This window comes from Streptomyces sp. E11-3 (genome assembly GCF_046540415.1).
Taxonomy (GTDB): Bacteria; Actinomycetota; Actinomycetes; order Streptomycetales; family Streptomycetaceae; genus Streptomyces.
The window spans coordinates 843,344-859,927 of record NZ_JAZGRL010000003.1; the positions used below are offsets into that span (position 1 = coordinate 843,344).

Here is a 16,584-nt window from a genome sequence, read left to right on the forward strand (position 1 = left end):
GTCGGGGTCGGGGTCGGGGTCGGGGTCAGGGTCAGGGTCAGGCGTCGCTCACCGCTCAGGCGCGCGGCGGCGCGGTCGAGGCCCGTACCGTCAACTCCCCGTGCACCACCGCCAGCCCCCCGGACGGCTCCTTCTCGCGCCCCGCCGCGATGCGTCCGGCCCGCGCCCCGGCGTCGTGCAGCGGCAGCCGTACGGTGGTCAGCGCCGGGGTGGCGTCGACACTGAACGGCAGGTCGTCGAAGCCCACGACCGACACGTCGTCCGGGATGCTCAGCCCGCGCTCGCGCAGTGCCGCGCAGGCGCCCAGCGCCACGGTGTCGTTGGCGGCCACGACCGCCGTCAGGTCCGGGTCCCGGCGCAGGAGTTCGCCGATCGCCCGGAAGCCGGAGGCGCGGTCGTAGGGCCCGTGCACGGTGAGCTCGGAGCCCGTCGGGAGGCCCGCGGCGGCGAGTGCCTCGCGGTGCCCCTCCAGCCGGTGGCGGGTGGTGGTGCGCTCCTCGGGGCCGGCGATGTAGCCGATACGCCGGTGGCCCAGGGCCAGCAGATGGGCGGTCAGCTCCCGCCCGCCGCCACGGTTGTCGAAGGCGAGCGCGACGGCCCCGGTGTCGGGCGCGGGCGGTCGCCCGCACAGCACGACCCGGGTCCCGGCGTCGGTCAGCCGCCGCAGCTTGGCACCGAGTGCCGCGGCGTGCTCGGTGTCCTCGACGGCGCCACCGGTGATGACCACAGCGGCGGCGCGCTGGCGCTGGAGCAGGGTGAGGTAGGTCAGTTCGCGCTCGGGGGAGCCGCCGGTGTTGCACACCACCGCGAGGCGCTCACCGCCCGCCCGGCCCCCGGGGCCGCCGATCTCGGACTGGACCGCACCGGCCATGATCCCGAAGAACGGGTCGGCGATGTCGTTGACGAGGATGCCGACCAGGTCGGAGGTGGCGGCGGCGAGCGCGCTGGCCGGCCCGTTGAGTACGTAGTCCAGCTCGGCGACGGCGCTCAGTACCCGCTCGCGGGTGGCTTCGGCGACCGGGTAGTTGCCGTTCAGCACCCGCGAGACGGTCGCCGGGGAGACCTGGGCGCGGGCCGCCACATCCGCCAGGGTCACGGTCATCTCGGCCTCCAGAGCCGCTCGGTCACTCGCCTCGACGCCCGCACCGCGACGTCTTCGCCTCGACTTGGCCCGACGTCTTGTCCGGGCCATGCGGGTCAGGCTAGCTTTTCCTGGCATAGAAAGCGCTTGCTATGACGTGGCGGGCGCTCCTGAGCACGGCGGAGAGGGACTCTCGTGACACGCAAGACGGTGCGCATCGCCATGAACGGCGTAACGGGGCGGATGGGCTACCGCCAACACCTGGTCCGCTCGATCCTCGCGCTGCGCGAGCAGGGCGGCCTCGACCTCGGCGACGGCACCGTGCTCTGGCCGGAGCCGGTCCTCGTCGGCCGCAGGGAGCACGCGCTGCGGGCCCTCGCCGAGCGGCACGGCCTGGAGCACTGGTCCACCGACCTGGACGCCGTACTCGCCGACGACTCGGTCGACATCTACTTCGACGCACAGGTCACATCGGCCCGCGAGGAGGCGCTGCGTAAGGCGATCGCCGCGGGCAAGCACCTCTACACCGAGAAGCCGACCGCCACCGGCCTGGACGGCGCCCTGGAGCTCGCCCGCCTCGCCGACGCGGCGGGCATCAAGCACGGCGTCGTCCAGGACAAGCTGTTCCTGCCGGGACTGCTCAAGCTGAAGCGGCTGATCGACGGCGGCTTCTTCGGCCGCATCCTGTCCGTACGCGGCGAGTTCGGCTACTGGGTCTTCGAGGGCGACTGGCAGGAGGCCCAGCGCCCCAGCTGGAACTACCGCGCCCAGGACGGCGGCGGCATCGTCGTCGACATGTTCCCGCACTGGGAGTACGTCCTGCACGAGCTGTTCGGCCGGGTCCGCACCGTCCAGGCGCTCACCGCCACGCACATCCCGCAGCGCTGGGACGAGCAGGGCAAGCCGTACGACGCGACCGCCGACGACGCCGCCTACGGCATCTTCGAGCTGGAGGGCGGGGTGGTTGCGCAGTTCAACTCCTCCTGGACCGTGCGCGTGAACCGCGACGAACTGGTCGAGTTCCAGGTCGACGGCACCGAGGGCTCGGCCGTCGCGGGCCTGCGCAACTGCCGCGTCCAGCACCGCAGCGCGACCCCCAAGCCGGTCTGGAACCCGGACCTGCCCGTGACGCACGCCTTCCGCGAGCAGTGGCAGGAAGTACCCGACAACCAGGACGGGGCCGATGGATTCGACAACGGCTTCAAGGCCCAGTGGGAGCTCTTCCTGCGGCACGTCTACTCCGGCGCGCCCTACCGCTGGGACCTGCTCGCGGGCGCGCGCGGTGTGCAACTCGCCGAACTGGGCCTGAAGTCCTCGGCCGAGGGCCGCCGCTTCGACATACCAGAGCTGTCGCTTTGAATCCTCCCCCAGCTGAGGCAGGGGGATTTCTGGCTCACGCAGCCTGCGGGTCAGCGACCCGACAGGTCTTCCACGGTCAACACCATCCGGGTTGAAACCAGCCCGGGTTCATACAGCAAAACTTGGAGGTGTATGTGCTGTCCTGGCTCTCGATCAGCACGGCGTACGCGCTTGGTTCTCGCAACGCACGGCAGTCAGCCGACCCTCCCCGGCCTGAAGGCCGGGGCATCCTCGGAGGAATCAGGTGACCGTTCTTCTGCCACGCGCGGGTGGCGGTACGTACGCCTACGCGCCCCGCACCGAACCCCTCTCCCTCGCCGCGGGTGGTCCGCTCACCTCCCGTACGGTCTTCTCGGCCGCGCACGTGGTCGCCGACCCGTACGCCGACACCTCGCCGGGCTCCCCGGCCGCCGTCGACTGGGACGCGACCCTCGCCTTCCGCCGCCATCTGTGGTCGCACGGGCTCGGTGTCGCCGAGGCGATGGACACCGCCCAGCGCGGCATGGGCCTGGACTGGCCGGTCGCCGCCGAACTGATCAAGCGCTCCGCCGCCGAGGCCGCCGCGGTCGGCGGGAAGATCGCCTGCGGGGTCGGCACCGACCAGCTCGCCGCGGGCCCCTCGAACTCGCTGGACGAGGTGCGGGCCGCCTACGAGACCCAGCTCGCCGTGGTCGAGGACGCGGGCGCGCAGGCCATCCTGATGGCGTCCCGCGCCCTCGCGGCGACCGCGCGAGGCCCCGAGGACTACCTCCACATCTACGGCCAACTGCTGTGCCAGGCCACGGAACCGGTGATCCTGCACTGGCTCGGCCCGATGTTCGACCCGGCGCTTGAGGGCTACTGGGGCTCGTCCGACCTCGACGCCGCGACCGAGACCTTCCTGGAGGTCATCGCCGCGCACCCGGACAAGGTCGACGGCATCAAGGTCTCGCTCCTGGACGCCGGGCGCGAGGTCGCGCTGCGCCGCCGTCTGCCCGACGGGATGCGCTGCTACACGGGCGACGACTTCCACTACCCGGAGCTGATCGCGGGCGACGAGCACGGCTTCAGCCACGCCCTGCTGGGCATCTTCGACCCGCTCGGGCCACTGGCCGCGCAGGCCGTACGCACCCTGGACACCGGCGACGCCCAGCGCTTCCGGGAGCTCCTCGACCCGACGGTCGCACTCTCCCGCCACCTCTTCGCGCCGCCCACCCGCTTCTACAAGACGGGTGTGGTCCTGCTGGCCTGGCTGGCCGGCCACCAGAGCCACTTCTCGATGGTCGGCGGCCTGCAGTCGGCGCGCTCGCTGCCCCATCTGGCGCGGGCGTACGAACTGGCCGACGGGCTCGGGCTGTTCCCCGACCCGGCCCTGGCCGAGGCCCGCATCAAGGCCCTCCTCACGGTGTACGGAGTCGACCAGTGAACCCAGTCACCCCCGTCAACTCTTCGGACCTGGCCCGCTTCAGCATCAACCAGATGACGGTCAAGCAACTCACGCTGCCCGAACTGGTCGAGTCCTGCACGGCGTCGGGCATCCCCGGCGTCGGCCTGTGGCGCGAGCCGGTCCAGGCGTACGGGGTCGAGAAGGCGGCCCGGCTGGTACGGGACGCGGGGCTCGCCGTCACCACGCTGTGCCGCGGCGGCTTCCTCACCGCGATCGACGCCCACGCGCGCGTGGCGGCCATCGACGACAACAGGGCGGCGATCGACGAGGCCGCGACGCTCGGCACCGACACCCTGGTCCTGGTCTCCGGCGGCCTGCCGCCCGGCAGCCGCGACCTGTACGGCGCCCGGGAGCGCATCGCGGACGCGCTGGCCGAACTGGCTCCCTACGCGGCGGACCGCGGCGTCCGACTGGCCATCGAACCCCTCCACCCGATGTACGCCGCCGACCGTTGTGTGGTCTCCACCCTCGGCCAGGCCCTCGACCTGGCGGAACGCTTCCCCGCCGACCAGGTGGGCGTCTGCGTGGACACGTACCACCTCTGGTGGGACGACCTGGTTCCCGCCCAGATCACCCGGGCGGGGGCAGAGGGCCGACTGCACGCCTTCCAACTGGCCGACTGGGTCACGCCTCTTCCACAGGGTGTGCTCACCGGGCGCGGGCAACTCGGCGACGGAGTCATCGACCTGCCGGACTGGTGCCGCCAGGTCGAGGCGGCCGGGTACACGGGCCCGATCGAAGTGGAGCTCTTCAACGACGGCCTGTGGGCGCGCGACGGGCACGAGGTCCTCGCGGAGACGGTCGCCCGATTCATCGCGAACACCCCGGAATGTCGACCCCCAGAAAAATAACTGCGTGAAGTCGTACAACCCTTTCCGGGTGACGTGGGTCGTACTTGGCATCAGGACTTCTGGGGGGTGATCCGGGGGGATCGGGAAGTCCTGGTAGGGGAGGGAATGGGGAGGGGAAAACCCGAGGGGGTTCGGCCGACGGGCCGGGCCCCCTCGAAGTTTCTTCGGCCAGCCGCAGTTTCCTCGACCGTCCGCAGCAGGCCGAGTNCCGCAGTCGGACCCCCCACGGGCCGACTGACGGGGCGCTTCCCATTCCCCGAAGCGGATTCCCCCCACGGGATCCGCCCGGGTGTCCAAGTGGTGCGGTCTGCCGGGACGCGTGCGTACGGGAGGGCCGCTCAAGCTCTCCGGTGCACGTGCGCCCCGGCCAACAACATCCCGGGAACGTCCCCCAAGACGTCCCCTGACGACGGAGACGTCCCCCAAGACGTCCCAGCCATCGCCTACTTAGACCCGCGAGCCCCTCGAATGGTTACGTTGGAATCACTGTGATCTACGTCTCTTGCATATGTCCTGTACATGCGCAAGAGGCCCGAAATGCCAATACGGTCCCGAGCGTAAGGGTGCTGTGAGGACTGTGTCGACTATGTGAAGGACCTGAGCCGAAGGCTGTTGGTCACTACGAAGACCGACGAGAAGGCCATCGCCGCGCCCGCGATCATCGGATTGAGCAGTCCCGCGGCGGCGAGCGGCAGCGCCGCGACGTTGTAGCCGAAGGCCCAGAAGAGGTTGCCCTTGATGGTGGCCAGGGTCCTGCGGGAGAGCCGGATCGCGTCCGCGGCCACCCGTAGGTCGCCCCGTACGAGAGTGAGGTCGCCGGCCTCGATCGCCGCGTCCGTGCCGGTGCCCATGGCCAGGCCCAGATCGGCGGTGGCCAGCGCCGCCGCGTCGTTGACGCCGTCGCCGACCATGGCCACGGTGCGGCCCTCCTGGCGCAGCCGCTCGACGACGGCCACCTTGTCCTGGGGCAGCACCTCGGCGTACACCTCGTCGATGCCGACCTCGGCCGCCACCGCGTCGGCGACCGCCTGGTTGTCGCCGGTCAGCAGGACGGGCCGCAGGCCGAGCCCGCGCAGCCGGCCGACGGCCTCGGCGCTGGTCTCCTTGACCGCGTCGGCGACCGTGAGCACGCCGCGTGCCTCACCGTCCCAGGCCACGGCCACGGCGGTACGACCCTGGGCTTCCGCCGCCGCCTTCGCGTCGGCGAGCCCGTCCGGAAGGGCGATCCGGGCCTCCGCGAGCAGCCGCTCCCGGCCGACCAGCACCCGGTGCCCGTCCACCGTGCCGCGCACGCCGAGCCCCGCGACGTTCTCGAAGGACTCGGCCGCGGGCAGCGTGCCGACCCGCGCGGCGGCGCCGTCCGCGATGGCCTGGGCGACGGGGTGCTCGGACGCGTGCTCCAGGGCGCCCGACAGGCGCAGCAGCGTCTGCTCGTCGGTGCCGTCGGCGGCGTACACCTCCTGCAGCCGTATCCGTCCGCTGGTCACCGTCCCGGTCTTGTCCAGGACGACGGTGTCCACGCGGCGGGTGGACTCCAGTACCTCGGGCCCCTTGATCAGGATGCCGAGCTGGGCGCCGCGTCCGGTGCCGACCATCAGCGCGGTCGGCGTGGCGAGCCCGAGCGCGCACGGGCAGGCGATGATCAGTACCGCGACCGCGGCGGTGAAGGCGGCGGTCGCGTCCCCGGTGACGGCGAGCCAGGTGCCGAGCGTGGCGATGGCGATCAGCATCACCACGGGCACGAAGACAGCGGAGATACGGTCCGCCAGCCGCTGCACCGCGGCCTTTCCGGCCTGGGCGTCCTCGACGAGCTTCGCCATCCGGGCCAGCTGCGTGTCCGACCCGACCCGCGTCGCCTCCACGACCAGGCGGCCCGAGGTGTTCACACAGCCACCGGCCACAGAGTCCCCGACAGCTACGTCCGCCGGGACGGACTCGCCGGTCAGCATCGAGGCGTCGACCGCGGATGTGCCCTCGGTGACGGTGCCGTCGGTCGCGATCTTCTCGCCGGGCCGTACGACGAAGAGGTCGCCGACGGTCAGCCGGTCGACCGGAATACGTACTTCCGTGCCGCCGTCGCGCAGTACGGAGACGTCCTTGGCGCCCAGTTCGAGCAGCGCCCGCAGGGCGGCGCCCGCCTTCCGCTTGGACCGGGCCTCCAGATAGCGGCCGAGCAGGATGAAGGTGATGACACCCGCGGCGACCTCGAGATAGATGGTGCTCGTGCCGTCGGCGCGGCTGATCGTCAGATCGAAGCCGTGCCGCATCCCGGGCATCCCGGCGTCCCCGAAGAACAGCGCCCACAGCGACCAGCCGAAGGCGGCCAGGGTGCCGACCGAGATCAGGGTGTCCATGGTGGCGGCGGCGTGCTTGGCGTTCGCCCAGGTGGCCCGGTGGAAGGGCAGGCCGCCCCAGACGACGACGGGGGCGGCGAGGGTGAGCGAGAGCCACTGCCAGTTGTCGAACTGCAGGGCGGGGACCATGGCCAACAGGACCACGGGCAGCGCGAGGACGGCGGAGACGAGGAGGCGCTGACGCAGTGCGGAGACGGCGGCGTCGCTCTCACCCTGAGCGTCGGGTGCACCGCCCCCCGTCGCCGGGGCGGCCGCGGCCTCCGGTTCCGGTTCTGGCGCCGGTTCGGGCGGGAGGAGTTCCCGGGCGGAGTAGCCCAGCTTCTCCACGGTGGCGACGAGGTCGGCGACGTCGACCCCGTTCCCGTACGAGACCTTCGCCTTCTCCGTGGCGAGGTTGACCGAAGCGGTCACCCCGTCCATGCGGTTCAGCTTCTTCTCGATGCGGGCGGAGCAGGAGGCGCAGGTCATCCCGCCGATGGAGAGCTCGGTCTCGAAGCCGTCCACGGCCGGTACGCCGTGCGTCGCCGTGCTGGTCATGGCGGTACGTCCTGGTGCTCTGGGGGTACGTGCGAGGGGTGCCCCGGTCCGCGCGTACGGGCCGGGGGCTTACGGGTCGGGGGGTGTACGGGCCTGAGGGTGTACGGGCATCGCCCGCACACCCCCAACCTACGGCCAGTCGCTCAATCCGCGGCCCGTGGCCGGGGCCGGTGACTCAGGCCTTGCCGGTGAGCTCGTAGCCCGCCTCGTCCACGGCGGCACGTACGGCGGCCTCGTCGAGCGGGGCCCCGGAGACGACGGTCACCTCACCGGTGGCGGCAACCGCCTTCACGGAGGTGACACCGGCGATCTCGGAGATCTCGCTGGAGACGGCGCCCTCGCAGTGACCGCAGGTCATCCCGCTCACCTGGTAGACGGCGGTGACGGTGCCCTGCTGCTCGGTGGCCGCCGGGGCGTCGTGGCAGGAGCCGTCGGTGGTGCAGCAGGAGCCGGTCTCGGTCTTCGGGGTCTCGGTCTGGGCGGTCATGTCGTTCTCCTCGTCGAAGGGGCGTGGCGGCATAGCGCGAGGTGGGCGGAATCTATGATTCCAGGCCCTCCCTGACACCTACGACTGTATACCCCTAGGGGGTACTTTTCCAAGTGGGGTCGCGACGGGCGAGCGAATGCGCCCAGCCGATGGCCGCCAACGAGCCGGCCGGGCAGGGGCGCAGCAAATCACTCCGGATTCATCAGATTTGCCCGAACTTTATGGTAAAAATCCGGCTATGGCGCAATCGGGGACACTGATTCTGATCATGTCCATCGCGGTGCTCGCGCCGCTTCTCGCGCACGGCGTCAGCCGCTGGCTGCCCGTCCCGCTGGTCATCTTCGAGATCCTGCTCGGCATCGCCATCGGCCCCGACGCCCTGGGGTGGGCCCGGCAGAGCGAGGTCATCGACGCCTTCTCCGAACTCGGCCTGGCCATGCTGATCTTCCTCGCCGGATACGAGATCCAGATCGACAAGGTGCGCGGCGACACCCTGCGGCGGTCGGTGTGGGCCTGGCTGATCGCCCTCGGTGCGGGGCTCGCTCTCGGCGCTCTGCTGGCGGGCGGCTTCTCCACGGGGGTGTACATCGGTACGGCGCTAACCAGCACCGCACTTGGCACCGTGCTGCCCGTCCTGCGGGACGCCGGTGATCTGCGCACCCGGTTCGGCACAGTGATGATGGCGTTCGGCGCGGTGGGGGAGTTCGGGCCGATCATCGCCATGGCGCTGCTGCTCGGCGGCCGTTCGCCGGGGCGGTCCACGATCGTGCTCGCCGCCTTCGCGCTGCTGACCGCGGCAGCGGTGTTCTGGGCGATGCGCCCGCGACCGCCGTGGTTCTCGCGCGTCATCGCCAAGACCCTGCACACCAGCGGTCAGTTCGCCGTACGCCTGGTGGTGCTGCTGCTCGCGCTGATGCTCGGCGCGTCGCATCTCCTGGGCCTCGATGTGCTGCTCGGTGCCTTCGCGGCCGGGATGATCACCCGCCTGGTGCTGCACGGGGCCGCCCCGGAGAGCGCCGACGAGGTGCTGGGGAAGATCGAAGGGATGGGGTTCGGCTTCCTCGTACCGCTCTTCTTCATCGTCACCGGCATCGAGTTCGACCTCAAGGCGCTGCTGGACGGCGGCAGGGCGCTGCTCCTCCTGCCCGCCTTCCTGCTGCTGTTTTTGGTCGTACGAGGCCTGCCGGTCTGGTTCCTCGCACCACGCGACCTGGGTGTACGCGACCGTCGGGCGCTGACCCTCTACGCCTCCACGGCGCTGCCGCTGGTGGTGGCGATCACCGCGCTCGGCCTGGACGACGGGGCGTTGGAGTCCGGTGAGGCGGCGGCGTTGGTGGGGGCGGGGATGGTGTCCGTACTGGTCTTCCCGCTGCTGGCGCTGAAGCTGCGGGCGGCGGACGGGGAGAGGCGGCTGCCGTCGGGGCGGATCACGGAGTCGGAGTCCTGTTGAATCCACTCCTCCCGAAAGGGAAGAGATTCCTGGCTCAGGCAGCCTCATGGAGCGGTGCTCCCAGAGGTCTTGCGCCCTCAGCGCCAGCCGGGTTGAGACCAGCTGTCCTGGTACACGCGCGCTGAGGACGGCCTTGCGGGCAGTTCCCGCGACCACACCACCGTCACCGCGGTGCCCCCGGCCAGGTGCAGACGGCCGTCCTGCACCCGGAACCCGCGCCGGGTGTAGTTGAGGCTTGGCAGTGCCTCACGCTTGGTCTTCCACGTCGGCATCCCGGCCCGGCGCGCCATAGGCGGGCGGTCTTTGATGTCTTTCTGCGCCTTGGTGCGGGACTTGCCGAAGTCGCGGATGATCTGCTGCTGGCAGACCGACGACCCCTCGCGCAGCCAAGGCGTCGTCCTCCGGGCGTCGGTCAGCATCCTGTCGAGCTGCGCTGGGCCGCATGTCTGCTTCTCCCCGGTCGCCTTGTTGTGCAGGTGCGCGGCCCTGGACTTGGCGACGCATTCGTTCCACACCCACCGGCATCGGTCCCATTCCGCCGTCAGGGCGGCGCGGGCGGTGGACGATACGCGCAGTCGGGTCGGGTAGCCGGGACACGTCGCCGTGTCCCGGCCCCCTCAGAACCGTGCGTGCGACTTTCACCGCACACGGCTCAAGCAGAACTCGCGGGCGTCTTGCCCTTTCTGCCAGTCCTCTTGTCATCGAACTCGTGGTGCTGCCGATGACAGTCAGCGTGTACGAGTCGGAGATTTTCCAAGCCGTCACCGCCCCCGTTTCGCCGGTAGACGAAATGGTGCTTGTGCAGCCTCTTCGTCACCGCAGCGAACCATTCAATCCACTCGCGCGGGTTGTCCGGCTCGTATTCTGCTCCGGTGATCAGGGTCTCGTCACAGAGCGGGCACAGACCTTTCTGGCGGTATGCCAGGTAGAGACTGGTCCTCCCCATGACCGGCGGTGCCTTCTTCTGTCGCCTTTTCGCCCAGTAGTCCTGGAGGGACGGGTCGTCCGGGGACGCCTTGCCCTTGACCATGACGTGTCGGGTGATCGGGGTCCAGGAGAATTTATGGAGGTAGGCGCCAGTGCTGGTTTCACCGAACACCCATTGATCCTCCCTCGACTTGTCGAGCCTGCCAAAGTAATGGGCCATTACCCAGCTCTTCGGCTTCCTTGGGTGGCTGCGCCTGGTCCACTTGTACAACAGTCTCCAGACGTAGTAGTCCAACGTCCCGAAGGTTTCCTTGGACACCACCCCCCGGTAGTACGTTGCCCAACCCCGCACGATCGGCGAGAGTTGCCTCAGTACTGCCGCTGCGTTGGACCCTTGAAGCCCCTTGACCTCGGTCCGCAGCCGCTCCCGGATTCTCCGCACTGCCTCCTTGCTAGGCTTGATAATCACCTGGTTGCCGTTTCTGCGGACGTTGACCCCCAGGAAATTGAATCCCTCGTCCACGTGGACGACGCTGGTCTTCTCTTCGTTGAACCGAAGTCCCCTGGGTTCCAGCCACAGTTCCAGCTTCTGTCGTGCTTCTCTCGCCTGCTCCTCCGTGTGTGTCAATACCACGAAGTCGTCGGCGTACCTCACAAGGACTGGGGTTCCCGGTGCCGCCCCGGGCTCGCGCCCTTTGTGCTCCCGGTATTTAACCCCCGCAGCCTCTTCCATCCCGTGCAGGGCGATGTTCAGCAGCAGTGGGCTGATGACTCCACCCTGCGGGGTACCTTCTTCCGTAGGCGCCCACCTGCCCGATTCCAGCACACCTGCTTTCATCCATCCTCTGATCTGCCCCCTGGCTGGGAACGTCCCGATGGTTTCGAGCAGGCGATCGTGATGGATTCGGTCGAAGGCTGCCGACAAGTCGGCGTCCAGTACCCACCTTCGCTCCGTCCGCCGCCCCCGAGTCATCATAAAAATGCTCTCGATTGCGTCGTGGCAGCTCCGTCCCGGCCGGAACCCATAAGATCGGGCTTCAAACCGGGCTTCCCATTCGGGCTCCAGCGCGTTCTTGACCCGCATCTGGTGGACACGGTCCCTGACCACGGGAATTCCGAGCGGTCGTTGCTTTCCGTTGCTTTTCGGGATGTACACCCGCTTCACCGGCTTTGGCGGGCAGGTACGCGATTCCTGGATCTCCCGGGCAAGGCGCGAACGCCCTCCAGGTGTCAGAATCACTTCCCCGTCAACCCCTGCGGTGTTGCGGCCAGCATTCTGCTGCGTGACTCGCCGCACACTTACGAGCGTGTTGCTTGTCGATCGCAGCATGAGCTTTTGCAGGTTGCGGACCTTCTTCAGGTCTCCATCCTGCGACGCCTTGAAGATCCGTTGGCGGAGTCGTCGTACGGCCCGCTCTTCCTTGGCCCAGCTAATACTGTGCCAGTCCTGGGAGTCGTCTTCCGGTCCGTTCAACAACCCTTGCGGGTTGTCGCCCAACTTGCCCTTCAGTTCCGATCCCTCCCCGTCTTCTCTCCAAGGTTCCACCAGATCCACGTCGGCTCCCTTTCGGGCCGGGCATCAGCCCGTATCCGACGGGTTATACCGGTGACATCAGAGCCTGTCATCCAGCTTTCCCCTGGCCTTTCGACCTGTCGGCCTTTGCTTCTTGGATCTTCCTACTCCCGCTGCGCCATCAACTTCCCTCACGGGTTGCCTACTGCCTTCGCAGAGCGCATCGGGGTTTCCACGTTCCGCACTCCCAGATACGACGTAGCAGGGTGCCCCCTCTACCCCGAGCTCGGCGGTGTCCTTCTCGCCGTGTACCTATTCACGTCGAGCGCCTGGCGCTCCTCCACGCCTAGAGCCTGTCGTCCCGTCTTGCTCTCGCCTATCGGAACGTCCGTTTCACGGGGCATAACCAGGGGTTCGCTCGTGCTCACCCATCTCCGTCTTCCCCTTGCCTGTCAACCCTTAGCGAATAGGGTTCCCTTGGGCGTTTCCCCCGGCTTCGCACCCCGCCGTTACCGGCGACGCACGCGGGGGTGGGGACTGACCTTGGACACTGGTCCGGGACCTGTTCCTGCTGTTCCTCTCTCTGCGGGACGATCCACTGGGTTCGTGCGACCTCGTGTCGCACTAGGTGTACCGGGCATGCCCGGCTCCTGCAGTCGCCCCCATCCGCGCCATCCCACTCCCTTTGACGGTCCCCGGCCCGGAACGGGCTGCCATCGCGAACTCACTCCAGGACCATACGTACGACCACTGCACACACGTCCCACGATCCGACAGGTGCCACCCCAACCAGCGACTAATGACGCATACGTTCGCGTCACGCCGGCAGTGCCGACGGCGGCACAGCGCTCCGCGCCCTGGTCCGGATGCGGCGACTCTCCGCGTCGCAGCCCCCGGATGCGTTTCCTCCCCGGCGTGAACGCCAGAGCCTCCCCGCAAGCAGCAGTGAACTCCCTCCGGCCCCCCACGCCTGACTGTCACACCCAGTAGCTAGAGTTACTCTCTGAAGTTCATTCTTTACGGGGAGGAAAGAGTGGCAGGCGAGGACAAGTCCGCCGTGCCGGACACGGGGAAGTCGTTCGACACTTTCTACGGGGTGAACCCGCAGCAGGGCTTGAAGGTCGAAGCCAAGGCGATGGCGGGCTTCAAGAAGAGAGTCGACAACCTGCTCTCCGAACTGAGCGGCTCCGAGGCGGCCCCGAACAAGATGGCAGCCGACCGAGTGGTGCGCGGCCACTTCGGCTCGCCGGACTTCAGAGAGGCCCAGTTCCTCTACGAGACCTTCAACACCGTCCACACGGAACTGGAAAAGCTGTCGAAGGTCCTGGGCACCCAGATCGAGGGCATGGGCCTGGCGATCCACTCCTCGCAGAAGGGCTACGACGGCATCGACCAGGCGACCCGCGACCGTATGAAGCAGATCAACGCGGAGGTCGAGAAGTACTACGACCCCAACCGCGACCCGTACGCCGAGCAGCCTGCCACGGCAGGCAAGAAGGACGTCAGCAAGGAGACGGGCTTCTGATGCCTTCCCTTGTGCTGCGCGGCAGCGGTGCCACCGCCCGCTTCGAGGCCGGCTTGGACCATGTGCGGTGGGAGCGGGACGGGAGCACGTCGCGGATCCCGCTGGAGGCCATCGAGGAGGTCCGCGGTGACGGCCGAACTGTCGAGGTGGTGTTGACGACCGCGCAGGCCGACCGCCTTCCTGCCGTATACGCGGTCCACGGCGCCAGTGCCGCCGCGGTGGCCGCATTCAGCGCGGCCGTGCGTGCCCGCCTGCCCGAACGGGCGCCCGACCGGTCTCGGGTCGACGGCGAGGACCTGGTCACGACCGTCTCTACGGGAAGGAGCCGGAGGCCGTCGCGGCGCACACTCGCCATCGTCGCCGCGATCGATGTGACGGTGGGAGTACTCGGCGAGTCGGAGTTCGTGCTCGCGCTGCCGTTCGTCCAGCTCTTCACGGCCGTCGGGGTGTATCTGGTCAGCGTGATGGGACAGGGCCTGTACTGCGGCAAGCGCCTGCCGAAGCACGGCATCACGGTGATCGCCGAACTCGATCACCACACCCACAACACGAAGGTGTACCGGTACACGGACCTGGACGGCGTACGCCACCTTCACCGGGACCCGACCGGCGGACGGCAATTGGAACTCAGCTACGACCCACGCAGACCCAGTCGCGCCGCTACCCGCCTATCTCTCTACGACCAGTTCATGATGCTCCTGATGACGGTCGTCGGCCTGGGCATGGCGGGCGGAGGACTTGGCTTCACGGGCTACCAACTCGTTGTCGCACTGCGCGGCTGACATCGGCTAGCGGCCTCCCTGGCGCACATGCACGGTGCTGGGGCGGCCCGGCTCACCCCGTGCTCAAAGCCAGCCAGGCCGCGACGGCTTCGGCGATGGGCTGGCCGGTTTCCAGTTGGACGAAGCCGAACTGGCCGCCCTGGTTGCACTCCAGGAACCACCAGGTGCCGTCGGCGTCCTCGGCGAAGTCGAAGGCTCCGTAGGCGAGTTGGGCGATGGACATGTACGCGCGGATGGCCCTGGCGATGCGCTTGGGTACCTCGGTCGGGGTCCAGGTGCCCCCGTCGTCGGCGAAGCGCCAGTCCACCTGGTCGGGTTCGGACGGCCGGCGCGCGGCGAACAGTTCGTCTCCGACGCAGGTCAGCCGGATGTCCGCATGCTTGAGTACGCGCTGCTGGAGCAGCGTGGGTCCGGCGGCCACCCCGGCGAAGTCCGTGTCAGGTTCGACGGTGGTGGTGGGCAGCGCCAGTGCCTGGTCGCTGGGGTGCGCGCCCGACACCGGCTTCACGACGAGGTCCGGGTGCTGCGCGGCGAACTCGCGTGCGGCCCGCGGAAAGCTGGTGATCAGCGTGGGGGGAACGGCGAAGCCGCTGTGGTGGGCGACGCGCAGCTGCCATGGTTTGCAGCGGGCCTGCGCGGCGGCGACCGGGTGGTTCATCCAGCGCACGCCCGTGCAGTTCAGCGTTCCGTACAGGGCCTGTTCGGACTCGGCGGTGAGCCAGGCGGATTGGTGCTCCGCGCGCGCTGCCGGGCGGCCGGGGCGGCGTACCCAGATCGAGCGCAGGCTGGTCATGCTCACCATCCGGCCCCCGGCCGACAGGTGTCCGTCGAAGTCGCCCTGTACGTATTCGGCGGACAGGGCGGCCTCGCCCGGGAGATCGGCCGGGTCCAGGCGCAGGACCGGGACGCCCGCGTCGCCGAGCGCGGACACCACCAGGTCCGCGGTCACGTCCTCGGCGCAGGTCAGTACGAGCACAGTCATGGGACGTCAGTCGTCGAAGTGCGTCTGGGAACCGGCGGTGGACGTGGTGGTGCCGTAGGCCAGCAGCAGGTCGTGGTCGCTGATGGCCGGGCTCCCGTCGGGCAGGACGTTCAACTGCAGCGTGGGGTCATAGGCGTAAGGGGGCACAGACGGCGGGCGCACGGCGGGACGGGCGTAGTTCAGTGCGAACGGTCTCATCTTGTCTCCTCTTGCGTGCCGGTGGGGCGGCAGGCTCCGAGCTTGCTGAGCGAGTACGGGGTCACAGACGGTGGCGGTACCCGACCGCCGACAGTGTCGTTTCAGGCCCGCGACGACGGTGCCGCACATGTCCGGAACCGCCGAGTGGGCAGTGACGACGTCCTCCCGGACGTGCCGTCAAGGAGGTACTGCCAGCCACCGGTTGGCGTGCTCTACGGATGACGGGTGACAGGGGTCTCAGGGTTGAGGGTCGTCACCGGTTTGCGGCCTAATTCACACTCCGTGCGCGGAGGTCGGGCAGGCCGGAGGAGACGCGGCTGGCGAGCCGACGGGTGGCGGTGTGGGGCGTGCGGCGCGTTGTCGTCCCACTGCGGATATCGCGGACATCAAGGTGGCTCCGTACTCCGAACGCCTGCGAGGTGAGCTGTCGGGTTCGGGCTGGAGTTGCCCGGCCGTGGTTCTCACGGCTTCACCCCAAGCCGTCCGGGTACGTGGTGTCCCGTACGGCGCGAGTGGGTCCCCCGCTCCTGCCTGGCGGTGTCGTGACGTGCTGCCGCGCGTCGGCGGCAGGATTCGGCGGTCCGGCCACGCGGTGTTCGACTTGTCCGAACGTCGAGCACGTTAGAGGGACCTTGCGTTCGAACACAAGGTCTTCATAAGTCAGCCACAAGTAACTGACTGTTACCTCAAGGGAGTTCGGGATAGGTGGGCACGGTACTCCCGGGTAACGGGTGATGTGTGCACACGTTTGCGTATCAGCGAATCAGGCTGCTACGTCTACGACCCGTAGCTGAGGATCACCGCGGCAAGCGTCAGCTGCGCTGCCCACTGGGTGACCACGACACCGGCGCGGAGGCGTTGCGGCCCCTTCCTGGTCCAGCAGAGGGCGGCGACGCCGAGGACCAGCGCGGCCCAGAACGGGCCCCAGTAGGCGGCGGCTGGAGGGGTGTTGCAGCCGCCGCGCATCAGGCATGCGCTGCCCTGCTCGGTGGAGAGGACCAGGAACCAGGAGGCGATGACCGTCGGCAGGAGGAGGCCGAGGCCCCAGGCGGCCCAGCGGGTGAGGATGCGGCTGTCGGGCTGCGGGAGGGCCGTGGGGGTGGGGGTGGGGG

13 protein-coding genes, 1 pseudogene and 1 riboswitch are annotated in these 16,584 nt (G+C 69.0%); of the genes and pseudogenes, 6 read left to right on the top strand and 8 right to left on the bottom strand.

Going from position 1 to position 16,584, the window contains the following annotated elements:
• Window positions 1–55: 55 nt before the first annotated feature.
• Window positions 56–1,102, bottom strand: coding sequence for a LacI family DNA-binding transcriptional regulator (locus U9R90_RS33365; protein WP_411060872.1), 1,047 nt, complete (start codon window positions 1,100–1,102; stop codon window positions 56–58).
• A 174-nt stretch (window positions 1,103–1,276) separates the two neighbouring features.
• On the opposite strand from U9R90_RS33365, the gene U9R90_RS33370 reads away from it, so the two are divergent.
• The 3 genes from U9R90_RS33370 (at window position 1,277) to U9R90_RS33380 (ending at window position 4,717) form a co-directional block, all read left to right on the top strand.
• Window positions 1,277–2,440, top strand: coding sequence for a Gfo/Idh/MocA family protein (locus tag U9R90_RS33370; protein ID WP_411060874.1), 1,164 nt, complete (start codon window positions 1,277–1,279; stop codon window positions 2,438–2,440).
• 244 nt (window positions 2,441–2,684) lie between these two features.
• Complete coding sequence (locus tag U9R90_RS33375) at window positions 2,685–3,845, top strand: dihydrodipicolinate synthase family protein (protein WP_411060876.1); 1,161 nt, start codon at window positions 2,685–2,687, stop codon at window positions 3,843–3,845.
• Window positions 3,846–3,898: 53 nt separating this feature from the next.
• Window positions 3,899–4,717 (top strand): sugar phosphate isomerase/epimerase family protein, encoded by an 819-nt coding sequence (locus U9R90_RS33380; protein WP_411061024.1) that lies wholly within the window; start codon window positions 3,899–3,901, stop codon window positions 4,715–4,717.
• Window positions 4,718–5,301: 584 nt separating this feature from the next.
• Here U9R90_RS33380 and U9R90_RS33385 read toward each other — a convergent pair.
• Both U9R90_RS33385 and U9R90_RS33390 read right to left on the bottom strand, forming a co-directional pair.
• Window positions 5,302–7,608, bottom strand: a complete 2,307-nt coding sequence (locus tag U9R90_RS33385; protein WP_411060878.1) for a heavy metal translocating P-type ATPase — start codon at window positions 7,606–7,608, stop codon at window positions 5,302–5,304.
• Window positions 7,609–7,783: 175 nt separating this feature from the next.
• Entirely contained in the window at window positions 7,784–8,095 is a 312-nt protein-coding gene (locus U9R90_RS33390) for a heavy-metal-associated domain-containing protein (RefSeq protein ID WP_411060880.1), read from the bottom strand.
• Window positions 8,096–8,333: 238 nt separating this feature from the next.
• Between U9R90_RS33390 and U9R90_RS33395 the strand changes: the two genes are divergently transcribed.
• Window positions 8,334–9,545 (top strand): cation:proton antiporter, encoded by a 1,212-nt coding sequence (locus U9R90_RS33395; protein ID WP_411060882.1) that lies wholly within the window; start codon window positions 8,334–8,336, stop codon window positions 9,543–9,545.
• Between the two features lie 101 nt (window positions 9,546–9,646).
• On the opposite strand, the pseudogene U9R90_RS33400 reads toward U9R90_RS33395, so the two are convergent.
• Together U9R90_RS33400 and ltrA are read right to left on the bottom strand one after the other, a co-directional pair.
• Window positions 9,647–10,120 (bottom strand): annotated as a pseudogene (locus U9R90_RS33400) (RNA-guided endonuclease TnpB family protein); the annotation flags it as partial.
• A gap of 77 nt (window positions 10,121–10,197) precedes the next feature.
• Window positions 10,198–12,018: a group II intron reverse transcriptase/maturase gene (gene ltrA, locus U9R90_RS33405; RefSeq protein ID WP_411061025.1), complete on the bottom strand. Its 1,821-nt coding sequence runs from the start codon at window positions 12,016–12,018 to the stop codon at window positions 10,198–10,200.
• A 1,000-nt stretch (window positions 12,019–13,018) separates the two neighbouring features.
• Between ltrA and U9R90_RS33410 the strand changes: the two genes are divergently transcribed.
• Window positions 13,019–13,510, top strand: coding sequence for a hypothetical protein (locus tag U9R90_RS33410; protein WP_411060884.1), 492 nt, complete (start codon window positions 13,019–13,021; stop codon window positions 13,508–13,510).
• Window positions 13,510–14,292, top strand: a complete 783-nt coding sequence (locus U9R90_RS33415) for a hypothetical protein (RefSeq protein ID WP_411060886.1) — start codon at window positions 13,510–13,512, stop codon at window positions 14,290–14,292. The genes U9R90_RS33410 and U9R90_RS33415 overlap by 1 nt, the downstream gene beginning before the upstream one ends.
• Window positions 14,293–14,344: 52 nt before the next feature.
• Here U9R90_RS33415 and tgmB read toward each other — a convergent pair whose 3' ends face one another.
• From tgmB to U9R90_RS33430, 3 genes are all read right to left on the bottom strand, one after another.
• Window positions 14,345–15,274, bottom strand: a complete 930-nt coding sequence (gene tgmB / locus U9R90_RS33420; protein WP_411060888.1) for an ATP-grasp ribosomal peptide maturase — start codon at window positions 15,272–15,274, stop codon at window positions 14,345–14,347.
• Window positions 15,275–15,280: 6 nt separating this feature from the next.
• A complete protein-coding gene (tgmA, locus tag U9R90_RS33425; protein WP_411060889.1) occupies window positions 15,281–15,472 on the bottom strand; it encodes a putative ATP-grasp-modified RiPP in 192 nt (63 codons plus the stop codon).
• Window positions 15,473–15,865: 393 nt separating this feature from the next.
• A riboswitch (cyclic di-AMP (ydaO/yuaA leader) is annotated at window positions 15,866–16,019 on the bottom strand.
• A 230-nt stretch (window positions 16,020–16,249) separates the two neighbouring features.
• A partial coding sequence (locus U9R90_RS33430) for a hypothetical protein (protein ID WP_411060891.1) occupies window positions 16,250–16,584 on the bottom strand: 335 nt, incomplete at its 5' end.

Excerpts from the sequence above, each read along its gene's own strand:
- U9R90_RS33365 (WP_411060872.1), bottom strand. The coding sequence starts at position 1,102 with ATGACCGTGACCCTGGCGGATGTGGCGGCCCGCGCCCAGGTCTCCCCG.
- U9R90_RS33380 (WP_411061024.1), top strand. The coding sequence starts at position 3,899 with ATGACGGTCAAGCAACTCACGCTGCCCGAACTGGTCGAGTCCTGCACG.
- U9R90_RS33385 (WP_411060878.1), bottom strand. The coding sequence starts at position 7,608 with ATGACCAGCACGGCGACGCACGGCGTACCGGCCGTGGACGGCTTCGAG.
- U9R90_RS33390 (WP_411060880.1), bottom strand. The coding sequence starts at position 8,095 with ATGACCGCCCAGACCGAGACCCCGAAGACCGAGACCGGCTCCTGCTGC.
- U9R90_RS33395 (WP_411060882.1), top strand. The coding sequence starts at position 8,334 with ATGGCGCAATCGGGGACACTGATTCTGATCATGTCCATCGCGGTGCTC.
- U9R90_RS33415 (WP_411060886.1), top strand. The coding sequence starts at position 13,510 with ATGCCTTCCCTTGTGCTGCGCGGCAGCGGTGCCACCGCCCGCTTCGAG.
- tgmB (WP_411060888.1), bottom strand. The coding sequence starts at position 15,274 with ATGACTGTGCTCGTACTGACCTGCGCCGAGGACGTGACCGCGGACCTG.
- tgmA (WP_411060889.1), bottom strand. The coding sequence starts at position 15,472 with ATGAGACCGTTCGCACTGAACTACGCCCGTCCCGCCGTGCGCCCGCCG.